This is a genomic window from Streptomyces sp. A0642 (assembly GCF_004795105.1).
Classification (GTDB): domain Bacteria; phylum Actinomycetota; class Actinomycetes; order Streptomycetales; family Streptomycetaceae; genus Streptomyces.
The window spans coordinates 23,058-35,080 of the sequence record NZ_SSBL01000019.1; the positions used below are offsets into that span (position 1 = coordinate 23,058).

The window sequence follows — 12,023 nt, forward strand, 5'->3', positions numbered from 1 at the left end:
CTCCGCCAGTTCCGCCCCAGCCACCGCCAGGTTGGAGCTCCTGCATGCTGCTCAACTTCTCCGCCGACGCCGCCTACGGCAAAACCGCCGTCCAGCCGGTCCGGATGCCCATCCCGCCCATGCCCTCCACCCAGCCGGTCCCGATGCCGTCCTACTCGGCGGCCGCCACAGACCTCATGGACACGCCCACCGACTGGACCTGGCGGCAGCTCCGCGACTACGTCATGCGCTCCGTCGCCGAACGCCACGGCCCCCAGCCCACCGGCGACGAGATCAAGACCACCGCGATCTTCCAGTCCTTCCACAAACGCTGGGGCGCCCTCGCCGGACCTATCGCCCGGTTCGCCTTCGAGCAGCAGGACGGCTACTGGCGCTCCGCTCCCGTCACCGCCACCCGCTTCACCAAGGGCTCCGACGAGTACTTTGCGGCGCCGATCGCAGAGAGACTCACCAGTGCCTGACACCCTCGACTTCAGCAAGACGCTCCGGCCGGTCGGAGATCCGACCTGCTGCCCCGACGCCTACCTCTGCGTCACAGAGGCCCGAGCCGAGATCGAATGCCCCCGCCACGGCGGCTTCACCGTCTGCTGCAGCGCACAGAACCACATCGGCCAGAACCGTGACGCCTGGCACAGGGAGATGGACCGCTGGGAGCAGGAACTGCTGAACAAGCACATCCTGCGCTTCAAGATTCTCAAAGCGTTCGAGCTGGAGTCCAGCCCCTTCGCTGAAACGCTCCGCACCAACATCTGACTCTCACGCCCGACCGCCAACGGGCCCTCATCAAGGACCGCCACCTTGACCGCACCACCTCCCCTCCCCACCGCGTGCATGCCGCTGTCCAACGCGGACCTGAACCGGCTCAAGAACGCCCGACCCCGCCTGTGGGACAGCCCCGACACGAGCTGCATCACCTGCCTGAAACAGAACGGCAACACCTACCGCTGGTTCGCCGACGACACCCGCGAGAGCGTCGCCACCTACGAGTGCGACTGCCGCGCGCAGTGGCTCCTGCACATGTGGCTCCTGAACGCGGGCATCGGCACCAACTACCAGAAGCTCAGCTGGAACGACGTCTCCGCCATCCCGGCCGCCGTCATTGGCCAGGTGATGGACTACGCCGAGAACGCCGCCCGCCGCGTCGCCGACGGCCGCAACCTCATCCTCTGGTCCGCGAGCCCCGGCACCGGCAAGACGCTCCTGCTGAGCCTGCTGTGCAAGTTCCTCATGATCCAGGGCATCCAGGTCCACTTCTCCCAGTTCAACGAGATCATCGACCTCTTCACCCAGTCCTGGCGCGACCAGAGCGAACGCGAGCAATGGAACCGGCGCGTACGAAATGTCGACGTCCTCGGCATTGACGACATGGGCAAGGAACACAAGGGCCGCCTGGAGATGGTCGAGGCGATGGTCGATCAGATCATCCGCGCCCGCGTCTCCGACTCCGCCCCCACGATCATCACCACCAACCTCACCCCCGACCAGATGCTGGCGGGCTACGGCGGCTACGTCATGAGCCTGCTCACCGAACAAGCCGACTTCGTCGAGGTCACCGGCAGCGACTTCCGCCCCCGGCGCCGCGAACTCTCCCGCCAGGAAGCCGACCTCGGCCTGGCCCGACCCATTACGGCGGTATGACCATGGATTTTGGCAAGCTGTCTTCTGATTCCCTGCCGATGGCCTGGCAGGCCACAGCTGACAACCAGGTAGATCGCCAGTACCCTTCCGTCCGCTCCTCCGATGAAGAGAAGCTGGCATCCGTCCGTGAGCGTGTGCGCACCGCCAGGACGGTCCTCAACGGTCTCGTTACCGCAGTGGACGAGGTCTCGAAGGTCCTTCAAGCCCCCGAGGCTGAGTTGGCAACAGCTCGGCAGGCGCTCATTGACCTTCAGCGCCGCAACGACGCCCTCATCCTGGAGGCTCGGCGGCAGAAGCAGCGCGCCACCGAGGCCGAGAAGGTCCAGACCCGTCTCGTTGCCGGGCAGAAGCCCGTCGAAGCTCTGCGCTACTCCAAGCGGAAGCTCCTCGGCCTCACGAACAGCGACGGAGAGATCGGCGGCATTGCCATGCTCATCGGCATGGTCGCCGACGACCTGGAACGCCTGGAATCCGACCCCGGCCCGGACCGATCCACCGAGGCGGTATGACGATGAGCAACGGCAACGAAATCAGCCATCTCAGCGACTCCAGCAACGATCTCTTCACCAGCCTGGACGAGACCGCGTCACTGGGAGAGCAGATCCGTGCTCACGGAACCCGCCTCCAGGACGCCTTGCTCGACTCGGTACGAATCGCGGAGACGAGCAGCGCAGCCCTGGATGCCGCCGACAAGCAGCTCAAGGAACTCAAGAGGACGGCCGACAGCCAGGCCCGTGAACTCAGGTCGTACCGAGAGCAGGGGCGCAGGCGGCAGGAGGCCGAGCAGGCGCGCCTCGCGGCCGAACAGGAGCAGGCGACGGCCGGGTTCCTGTCCGCGTACGCCGCAGGGGAGCAGAAACTCGACCCTGTGGCCAAGCCCCCGAGCGCCGTCTTCTCCGAGCGGACCCAAGGCTCATCCATCCGCTACCTCGCCCTCCAGGTAATGAAATACGCCGACGAGAACATCGAGCTCGCTGGCATAGCCATGGCCATGAACATGGTCGCCGAGGACGTCGACCGGCTGCCGCAGGGTGACCATGCACGCTGAGACAGTCCTCTACGCCTCCCTCACCGACGTCGAGGCCCTGGAACAGCTGTCCGACATCGGCCTCGCCCCCGAGTGCATCCCCCTCGCGGGCATGCGCGACGTCGTGGAGTACGCCGTCGGCTACTTCCGCCGCTCCGGCCGGGCCAAAGCACCCTCCCGCGAACTCCTCGTCGAGCAATGGGGCCACCGCCTCGAACAGTGCGGCGTCGAACTACCCGACGAAGACCTCCAGATCGACGAGGTCTACACCGCGATTGAGTACCTGCAGGCCCAGCACGCCCTGGTTGTCTCCCAGGCACTGCTGCGCGAGACCGCCGTCGACATGGCCCAGGCCGAGCCCCATGAACTCGTCGACCGGGTGCACGCCGCCGCCTCGCAATGGCACGGCCTGTCCATGACGCTCCGCGACCGCTCCGCCGAAGTCGAGGGCATCCAAGGACTGACCGACTCCGTCGCCCGCTACGAGCAGCGCGCCGCCGCGCCGAAGGTGCTCTCCGGCATGGCCCTCGGTATCCCCGCCGTCGACCGGCACACTCTCGGCATCCACGAGGGAGAGCTGGCCAGCTACGCGGCCGGAGCCAAGGCCGGGAAGTCCTGGTCAGCCTCGAACGTGGCCCGCGCCGAATGGCAGCGCCAGCGCGAGACCGTCCTCTACACGCTGGAGAACAGCGTCAAGATGACGTACGACCGCCTCGCCTGCCAGACCTGCGGCGTCGACTACCGCCGCTACCAGAAGGGCGAGTGCATCCCCGAAGAGATCGAGCGCGTCAAGGAGTGGCTCCACGAGAACGAAGCCGACCTGCGCGACGGCCTTCACGTCATCTCGCCCTCACCCGGCCGCCGCACCCCTGCCGCCCTCATCAACCAGGCCCACTCCTACAACGCCAAGAGCGTGATCATCGACCAGCTCAGCCACGTCGAGCACCCCGACCCCGGCCGCAAACCCCGCCACGAAGTCGTCCGGGACATCGTCGTCGAGCTCGCCAACCTCATCTCCACCGGCCGCCAGCTTCTGCCGCTCCTGCTCAACGTGCAGGTCAACCGTGAAGGCATCGCGGCCGCCAGCAAGGCCGGACGCCTGGAGATCACGCACCTTGCCGAATCCGCCGAGATCGAGCGCGGCAGCAGCTGGGTCTTCGGTCTCATGCGCTCCGACGCCGAAGTCACGGCCGGAATGGCCACCCTCCAGACCGTCGCCTCCCGCCGCATGGACCTCAAGCACTGGGCCTGCGCCTGGGAGCCCTGGTACGGAGTCCAGGAAGCCCTCCGCGAGGTGACCCTGTGATCTTTCCCTGCGTTGGGTCACCCCGCCTCTTCGACAGCTCCAGCGGACCCGAGGACGAGGACGTCGAGGCGGCGAAGGCGATATGCCACCGGTGCCCCGCCATGGCCAGGTGCCGCATCCAAGGACGCGAGGGCCGCGAATCCGGCGTCTGGGGAGGTGAGAGCGAACCCGAGCGCACGCAGGCTGGCTACGGCCCCCAGGTGCTCGTCGAGGACATCCCCTTCTGCGGCACAGGCGCGGCGATCAACCGGCACAAACTGCTCGGCGAAACCTGCGAAGTGTGCCTGGAAGCGGACCGAGCCCGGGAGCGCCGGTACGACGCGAAGCGCCGGACCAAGGTGAAGCTCAGCAAGCGCCCGCACATCGGCACCGCGCAGGGCTACAAAACACACGTCAAGGAGGGCGAATCCAGCCTGTCCGACGTGTGTGGATGCCGGACCGCGAACGCCGAGGCCCGCGCCGAGGAGCGTGCCAGAGGGCGGAAGAAGAAGGTCCAGAAGACCCGAGAGATGGTGGCAGCATGACAGACGGAACGATCGTGGCATTCGGGACCTTCGGTACCCCCGCTCCCGAGCCCGGTCCCGGTCTCTGGCTCCGGCCGTTCTCGGGACTCCCCAAGGTGTACTGCCCCAAGTGCCTCTCCGAAGCGGTGGCGAGCGAACACCACACCACCACCGTCGTCGGCATGTGCAAGGAGGCCCGAGACGCCGTCCTGGCCCTGACGGACACCCCTGAGCTTGTCCCCGACGAGATGACCGAACACCTCTGCCGAGGCTGCTTCACCTGCCACTTCAACTGGAGCGAACGCGTAGCCGGACCGGCCGAGATGCGACTCCTGAAGGAACTGACCAGTGGCACCAGCGAATGACCTGGACGAACTGACCGCCCTGCCGGACGGCCACAAGGAACAGCTCGCCCGCGACGTCCTCGAAGGACTCGGCGTCACCATCAAGCGCCTCCAGGGCGACGAGCTCATCCACGGCTGCCCCGTCACCGCCTACCACAGCGACCAGGACCGCAACCCGACCGCCGCCCTGAACATCTCCAACCTGCTCTTCCACTGCCTCGGCTGCGGCGCGGGCGGCACCCTGCTCTGGCTCATCGCCACCCTGCGCAACATCACCATCGAGCAGGCTCGGGACTGGCTCCACGGCGAAGCCGGACTCACCCGGGCCATGGAACTGCCCGACCTCCTCGCCTTCTTCGACAGCCTCTACACCGAGAAGAAGAAGGCCCCCATGCCGGTCTACAGCGACCGCATGCTGGACCGCTGGGAAGGCATCCCCGACTACATCCTCAACGAACGGGCCATCCCCATCACCACAGCCGTCCACTCAGGCATCTGCACCGACCCCGATGGCTTCATGGGCCCGCCTGAGGACCGCGTACGCACCGGCCCCCGCGCCGTCATCCCGCACTACTGGGAAGGCAAACTTGTCGGCTGGCAGTCCCGACGCCTCCCCGAAGCCGACCCGGCAGCGCCGAAGTACCTCTCCACCCCGGGCTTCCCCCGCGACGAGACGATCTACGGCCACCGCCCCTACAACACCTGCGCCGTCCCCGTCGAGTCACCCATGAGCGTCCTCCGGCACGAGGAACACCAGCCCCTGGAAGCAACCTTCGGTAACGTCGTCACCGACCTGCAGATCCGCCACCTGGTCCGGGGCCGGAAGAAGCTCATCTGGTGGATGGACAACGACGAGGCCGGATGGCGTACCACCGAAGGCCGTACCCACAACGGCCACTTCTACCCCGGCGCCCCGCAGCGAGCCTCCGCGTACTGCAAGAACTACGCCGTCCAGAGCCCCTTCGCGGCCGACCCCGCTGACCTTTCCGACGAGATCGTCGACATCCTCATTGAGCAGGCCGTGCCCTGGCCGGTCTGGCAACGCCCCGAGACCCTCTACTGCCACCGCTGCTTCAGAACCACTCACTCCGGCCGTTGCGCCGCTGCCGGATGACAGCGACAGGCCAGAACAGCAGGATGGTGAGGTATCCGACAAGCACGACTGACCAGTAGACCGGCGCGAAGGCGCTGTCCGCGAGCAAGCCCCATTCCGAGTCCTGGTCGAACTGCTCTCGCCAGACGGAGGGCCGGAGCTTCAGCCATCGGGTGACCACGGCCCAGCCCAGCACGAGCCAGAAGGAAGCGACTGAAAGGAAGAGAGCAGCATGGTGCCAGTATTCCTGTCGCCTCGGCCGCCGGGTGACGAATAGGTGACCCAGGAGGAGTTTCGTATGCTCAAGTTCGGCACCGGCCAGATCACCGCCCCCAACGACGCACAGGCGGACGGAGGCATCACCATCCAGGCGTCCAGGGCGCTCACCACGGACGAGGCCGCCGCCATCCTCGACGAGGACCCGGAGACCGAGAACGAGGAGTGAACCGTGACAGGGCAGCTGCAGCTCGTCGGCCGTCCCGAGCACGTCACTCTCTCCACGAGCACAGCCCTGCTGCCCTACCGGCGCAGGGCTCTCGTCATCTACGACGTCAACGGTTACTACCGGGCCCTGGGTGCCGACGTACGGGCCACCCGCCGCGAGCTCGCTGACGCCTACCGGGCCACCGGCGGCAACGACCCCTACGCCACCTACGCCTTCCGCCAGCTGCTGAACACCCGGACCCGGGCCGCCTACGACGAAGCCCCACCCGGTGAACTCTTCCCGGACCGCTACGTCTACGACGAAATCCTGCGCCGGGCCGCCCTACGCGCCCAGGTCGAGAACGCCCTCTACGGCACCGAGAAGACCGCGAACGACATTTTTGAATCTCTCGGAATCGGCGCTCAGAAGTCGAACCACGAATTTCTTGATTCCGTCGAGCCGGACGGCTTTGATAAGGGCAGAACGAGGGACCGCCAACCCTCAATCCGCCCCCCGGCCACATGGCTGTACTCCTACCTGCAACTGGCTACGACCTGCGACGACACCGTCAGGCTCACCCAGTGGCAGGAAGGGCTCAGCCGGACCCTGGCCAGCCAGGGAACCTGCCCGCAATTCGCGGTCGGATTCCATGCAGCGTCAGACCAGCCGTTCCTCGTATCGAAAGATCTCGGGATCCCCGTGTTCTTTCTCCATGAGCGCGTCAAGGTGACCGGGGAGCTGATCGCGGCAGCCGCCAATGCCGCGATCACATAGCGCACCTTCCCCGCCATCAACACATCAGGAGCAGTCGTGACCGCCAACACGACCCCCACCCTCGCCTTCCGTAAGGGCGGCAGCGCCGCCGAGGAAGCCGAGAAGGAAGCGAACGCCAACAACGGCGGCCGCAAGGGCCCGGACTACTTCAGCCTCAAGGAAGACAAGGCATCCGCCGTCATCCGCCTCCTCACGGACCACGACGACTGGCTGTACGTCGAGCAGCACAGCTTCGTCCCCACGAAGCCCGCCCCCAAGGGCTCCGAGAACTGGCCCAAGTCGATGACGTCGGTCTGCCGCAAGGATCCGGCGTTCGCCGGACACTACGGCGACTGCTACATCTGCGACAACAAGATCAAGAACAACTTCGGGAAGGTCGCCTCCTCCCGCATCCGCATCTGGGCCCTCGCCATCGAGCGCGAGCTGGTACGCGGCGACGGAACCGAAGCCCTCGGCGGCCCCACCAAGCAGGGAATCGTCATCGGCGTACGCGACAAGGTCGACGAAGTCGACGAGATCGGCCCGGACGACAAGCCCACCGGGAACAAGCTCCGCTACCCCCGCCTGCTCCTCATCAACCAGCCGATGAAGGGCTTCTTCTCCAACCTCAAGGCGCTCCACGGCCTCTACGGCACAGTCTGCGACCGGGACTTCGAGATCACCCGCGACGGCACCGGCACCGACACGAACTACAAGATCGTGCCGATCGACCCCATCCCCGAGATCAAGCCGGGCACCCCTGCATGGGTCAAGTACCTGGAGTCCGTGACCGAGCGAGAGGTCGTGCTCGAAGCGATCGTCGCCGAGAAGGCATCCGACGAGTACTACGCCCGCTTCTTCGACCCGGCCAAGGACGTCGACAAGGACGGCAACGTCGTCGCCGCAGGCACCGTGACCGCCAGCACCACAACCGGCGGCATGGCCAACCTCCCGGCCGCCAGCGCCCCCGACGACATCAGCCCGGACCTGCGCAGCCGCATCGCCGCCCTTGGCGTGCCTGACGCATCCGCCGCCTGACCCAGGCGCCCCCCTAGGACCCCGGTCCGCCCCGAGGTGCCGTCAGATACGGCCCCAGCGCCACGCGCTGAGAACTTCCCTCGGGGCGGCCCGGTCCAACCTCTCTCATCAGCCTCCCTCACGCGCGAGGACCACCACAGTGCTGCGCTTCATCACCTCGTACGCCTCTGAGCGCCTCCCCGGGGACGAACGCCGGGTCGACGGCCTCACCCTCCACCTTCCCGCCCTCGTTGAGCACGAGGGAGACGGCACTCGCTGGTTGGTTGTTCCGGCCGGGGACCCCACCACAACTCCCCTCACCGTCTGGTCCAAAGCTCTCAAGGGCGGCGCTGCCGGAATCATGGGAGCCCTGGGGGACGGCATCTTCGCCGTTCCGCTGCACCGGCTGACTGAACAGGATCTCGGCGACGGCACGATCGCCTTCGCGTACGGCGGCTATTCCGCGATCTTCGGTGACGACGAGGACATTCCCACCTATCACGAGGTTCTCGACCAGCTCGAAGCCAAGCTGAACCCGCCCCGCGCGGCCGCCGGATTCGTTCACCTCCATTCCCACAGTGAGTACAGCCCTCTCGACGGCCTGTCCCGTATGGACGAGATCACCCGCGAAGTCGTCCGCCACGGCCAGAGCGCCATCGGCATCACCGACCACGGCACCTGCGCCGGACACCCCGCCCTCCAGCGCGCCGCCGACGCCGCCGGGATCAAGCCCGTCTTCGGTATCGAAGCCAACCTCACCGACGACCGGCTGATGCGCGGCGAGACGATCCCCGACGACGACCCCCGCTTCTGCGGTCACACCAAGACCATCAGGAACGAAGAAGGGGAAGAGAAGGAAGTCCCGATCCCGCCGTCCCGGATGCTGCAGAACTACTACTGGCACCTCTGCCTCTTCGCAGAAAACGAGACGGGCCTCCGCAACATCTGGGCCGCCTCCACCGAGTCCTTCCGCGACGGCTTCTACGGCCGCGCCCGCATGGACTGGGACACCCTGCAGCGCCACTCCCAGGGCGTCATCGCCTCTACCGGCTGCCTGCGCGGCCCCGTCGCACGCGCGATCCTCGCCGACGACATGGAGCTGGCCCGCCAGCGCCTGACCCGCCTCATGGACATCTACCCCGACCGCCTGTACGTCGAGCTGCAGCCCAACGCCATGGACGACCAACTCCTGGTCAACACCGCGATGGTCCACCTCGCCCGCGAGTTCGACCTGCCACTCCTGGCCACCGTCGACTCCCACTTCCCGACAGCCGACGACGCCGACACCCACGACGTCTGGATCGCCTGCCAGACCCAGAAGGACGTCCAGGACGAAGGCGACCTCTTCAGCGAGCACCTCGACCTCTACATCACCGGAGAAGACCAGGTCCGCGCCGGGCTCATCTACCTCGGCCAGGACGTAGCCGACGAGGCCATCGCCAACACCACGGCGCTCGCCGACCGCTGCAACGCACGCATCGGAGGCGACACCGACCCACCCTCCTTCACCGGAGACCCCGTCGAAGACCGCCAGCGGCTGGAATCCCTGTGCGGCGCGAACTGGAACCGGCTCCCCCTCACCGACAAGAACCGCGAGACCTACGCCCAGCGTTATGCCACCGAGATGAGCCTCCTCATCGAGAAGGGCTTCTGCGGCTACTACCTCATGGTCGCGGACTACGTCGGCTGGGCGAAGGACAACGGCATCCTCGTCGGCCCCGGACGCGGCTCCGGCGGCGGCTCCCTCGTCGCCTACCTCGCCCGCATCACCAGCCTCGACCCGATCAAGCACGACCTGCTCTTCGAGCGCTTCCTGACCCGGGGCCGAGCCGGACTCCCCGACTTCGACGTCGACTTCCCCGCCAGCAAGAAGGCCGACATCCTCGGCTACCTCCGCCAGCGCTGGGGCGCCGAACACGTCGTCACCATCGGCTCCGAAGGCCGCCTGAAGAACAAGGCCGTCCTCGACAACCTCCTCCGGGCCATGAAATCCCGACTCCCCGAGCGCGCCGAAGCCGACCTGAAGCAGGTCAAGGAACTCATCAAGGCCGCCGAGCTCGGCACGGCAGGACTCGGCATGTCCTGGGAGGACCTCTGGGTCGAGCACGGCGACCGGCTCCAGCCCTACGCCGACCGCTACCCCGAACTCTTCGCCATGGCCGAGAAGCTCGTCGGCCGACTCAAGTCCTACGGCCGCCACGCCGCCGGAGTCGTCATCTCCACCGGCGCCCCCCTCACCAGCTGGCTGCCGATGCGAGCCATCGACGGCGAAGAACAGATGGTCACCCAGTGGGCCATGGACGACGTCGAAGCCGTCGGCCTGGTCAAGTTCGACATCCTCACCCTGCGCACCCTCGACACCGTCCAGCAGTGCATCGACCTCGCCCACGAACGCCGTGGCGTACGCATCGACCCCGAGGCGTGGACCGAAGAGTTCGACGACCCCATGATCTGGGAAGAGCTCCAGGCCGCACACACCCTCGGCGTGTTCCAGATCGAAACGTCATCCGGCACCGACCTGTGCAAGCGGATGCAGCCCCGCAACATCGGCGAACTCGCCGACATGATCACCATCGTCCGGCCCGGCCCGGCCAACTCCGGCCTGACCGACCTCTACCTCCGCCGCCGCGCAGGCGAACAAGCCGTCACCTACCCCGACGAGCGCCTGCGCCGCGTCCTGGAGCCGACCTACGGCGCCATGATCTACCAGGAGCAGGTCATGGCCGTCACCCGCCTGCTCGCTGGATACGACGAGTCCGAAGCCGACACGGTCCGCCGCATCCTCGGCAAGAAGAAGGTCTCCGCGATCCAGGCCGCCGGGCAAGAGTTCCTCAGCCGCGTCGACATGCCGCACGAGCAGGCCGAACACCTGTGGAACCAGATGGCCGAGTTCTCCAAGTACGGCTTCAACAAGTCCCACGCCTACGCGTACGCCTTCCTCGGCTACTGGACCGCCTTCCTCAAGGTCCACTACCCCCTGGAATTCCTCGTCGCGGCCATGAGCACCGTCGACAACGACAAGCTCCCCGCTTTCGTGAAGGAAGCCCGCCGCGTCGGTGCCGCCGTCCTCCCGCCCGACATCAATGCCTCCGGCACAGGCTTCAGCGCCGACCCCGCCCTCTACGCCGTCCGCTACGGTCTCGATTCGGTAAAGGGCGTGGGGGCGACAGCGGTCGCCGACCTGCAAGCGGGCCAGCCGTACAACCACTGGGACGACTTCGAGGCCCGCAAGGGCCCCAAGGCCAACGCCGGAGTCGTCGCACTCCTCGCACGTATCGGCGCCTTCGACTCCCTCGTGCCGAACCGGCGCGGCCTGGAAACCAAGCTCCTCGCCCGCAAGAGCGGCCTCGACGCCCGGTGCGTCCACAAGGACGAGAGCCTCGCCCAGGACAACCTCGGCGCACCTCTGCTGCCCTGCTCCTTCGACTGGGCCACCGAACCGGCCCCCGTTAACAAGCGGACCGGGAAGAAGCTCAAGCCCAAGGCGCCGCCCAAGCGCTGCACCAAGGCGTGCCGCCAGTACACCGCCCCTCCACCGCTGCAGATCGACGACGTCACCGGATACACCGACGAGGACATCCGGCAGATCGAATTCGAGATGCTCGGCACCTACCTCACCACCACCCCCTTCGACCGCCTGGAAACCACCCCGCGCGAGCGCTGCCTGGAGCAGGCCAACGCCGCCGATACCGGGCCGACCGGGATCTACGTCATCGCCGGGATCGTCACCCGCGCCCACCCCTACAAGGACATGGGATTCATCGACATAGAGACCGAAGGGCCCACCATCAGCGCGGCCGTCTACCGCGACACCTGGGCCATTGAGCAGCCCCGCCTGATCCCCGGCACCCTCTGCTTCGCCGAGATCCGCAAAACCGACCGGGGCCTCAGCCTCCTCACCTACCAGCCCGTCTAAGG

Annotated in this window: 13 protein-coding genes; all 13 read left to right on the forward strand. The window is 66.9% G+C overall.

Annotation, left to right across the window (positions count from 1 at the left end):
• Positions 1–44: 44 nt before the first annotated feature.
• Positions 45–461, forward strand: coding sequence for a hypothetical protein (locus tag E6R60_RS26275; RefSeq protein WP_136329142.1), 417 nt, complete (start codon positions 45–47; stop codon positions 459–461).
• Positions 454–753, forward strand: coding sequence for a hypothetical protein (locus tag E6R60_RS26280; RefSeq protein WP_136329143.1), 300 nt, complete (start codon positions 454–456; stop codon positions 751–753). Before E6R60_RS26275 ends, E6R60_RS26280 begins: the two co-directional genes overlap by 8 nt.
• A gap of 45 nt (positions 754–798) precedes the next feature.
• Positions 799–1,638: an ATP-binding protein gene (locus E6R60_RS26285; protein ID WP_136329144.1), complete on the forward strand. Its 840-nt coding sequence runs from the start codon at positions 799–801 to the stop codon at positions 1,636–1,638.
• The gene (locus E6R60_RS26290) at positions 1,635–2,147 is read left to right on the forward strand and encodes a hypothetical protein (RefSeq protein WP_136329145.1); all 513 of its coding nucleotides are present in this window, start codon (positions 1,635–1,637) and stop codon (positions 2,145–2,147) included. The genes E6R60_RS26285 and E6R60_RS26290 overlap by 4 nt, the downstream gene beginning before the upstream one ends.
• On the forward strand, positions 2,144–2,686 hold the full coding sequence (locus E6R60_RS26295) for a hypothetical protein (RefSeq protein ID WP_136329146.1): 543 nt from the start codon (positions 2,144–2,146) through the stop codon (positions 2,684–2,686). The genes E6R60_RS26290 and E6R60_RS26295 overlap by 4 nt, the downstream gene beginning before the upstream one ends.
• A complete protein-coding gene (locus E6R60_RS26300) occupies positions 2,676–3,971 on the forward strand; it encodes a DnaB-like helicase C-terminal domain-containing protein (protein ID WP_136329147.1) in 1,296 nt (431 codons plus the stop codon). Before E6R60_RS26295 ends, E6R60_RS26300 begins: the two co-directional genes overlap by 11 nt.
• 200 nt (positions 3,972–4,171) lie before the next feature.
• Positions 4,172–4,495, forward strand: a complete 324-nt coding sequence (locus E6R60_RS37540) for a hypothetical protein (RefSeq protein ID WP_240802691.1) — start codon at positions 4,172–4,174, stop codon at positions 4,493–4,495.
• Positions 4,492–4,839 carry a hypothetical protein gene (locus tag E6R60_RS26310; protein WP_136329148.1) on the forward strand — a complete coding sequence of 116 codons (348 nt, stop codon included), beginning with the start codon at positions 4,492–4,494 and terminating at the stop codon, positions 4,837–4,839. Before E6R60_RS37540 ends, E6R60_RS26310 begins: the two co-directional genes overlap by 4 nt.
• Positions 4,823–5,932 carry a hypothetical protein gene (locus E6R60_RS26315; protein ID WP_136329149.1) on the forward strand — a complete coding sequence of 370 codons (1,110 nt, stop codon included), beginning with the start codon at positions 4,823–4,825 and terminating at the stop codon, positions 5,930–5,932. Before E6R60_RS26310 ends, E6R60_RS26315 begins: the two co-directional genes overlap by 17 nt.
• Positions 5,933–6,209: 277 nt before the next feature.
• Positions 6,210–6,356 carry a hypothetical protein gene (locus tag E6R60_RS36805; protein ID WP_168713677.1) on the forward strand — a complete coding sequence of 49 codons (147 nt, stop codon included), beginning with the start codon at positions 6,210–6,212 and terminating at the stop codon, positions 6,354–6,356.
• 3 nt (positions 6,357–6,359) lie between these two features.
• Complete coding sequence (locus E6R60_RS26320; protein ID WP_136329150.1) at positions 6,360–7,109, forward strand: hypothetical protein; 750 nt, start codon at positions 6,360–6,362, stop codon at positions 7,107–7,109.
• Positions 7,110–7,145: 36 nt separating this feature from the next.
• Entirely contained in the window at positions 7,146–8,126 is a 981-nt protein-coding gene (locus E6R60_RS26325) for a hypothetical protein (protein WP_136329151.1), read from the forward strand.
• A 139-nt stretch (positions 8,127–8,265) separates the two neighbouring features.
• Positions 8,266–12,021 (forward strand): DNA polymerase III subunit alpha, encoded by a 3,756-nt coding sequence (locus E6R60_RS26330; protein ID WP_136329152.1) that lies wholly within the window; start codon positions 8,266–8,268, stop codon positions 12,019–12,021.
• Positions 12,022–12,023 lie beyond the last annotated feature (2 nt).

Coding starts and splice junctions, on each gene's coding strand:
- E6R60_RS26310 (WP_136329148.1), top strand. CDS start 4,492: ATGACAGACGGAACGATCGTGGCATTCGGGACCTTCGGTACCCCCGCT.
- E6R60_RS26275 (WP_136329142.1), top strand. CDS start 45: ATGCTGCTCAACTTCTCCGCCGACGCCGCCTACGGCAAAACCGCCGTC.
- E6R60_RS36805 (WP_168713677.1), top strand. CDS start 6,210: ATGCTCAAGTTCGGCACCGGCCAGATCACCGCCCCCAACGACGCACAG.
- E6R60_RS26290 (WP_136329145.1), top strand. CDS start 1,635: ATGACCATGGATTTTGGCAAGCTGTCTTCTGATTCCCTGCCGATGGCC.
- E6R60_RS26300 (WP_136329147.1), top strand. CDS start 2,676: ATGCACGCTGAGACAGTCCTCTACGCCTCCCTCACCGACGTCGAGGCC.
- E6R60_RS26295 (WP_136329146.1), top strand. CDS start 2,144: ATGACGATGAGCAACGGCAACGAAATCAGCCATCTCAGCGACTCCAGC.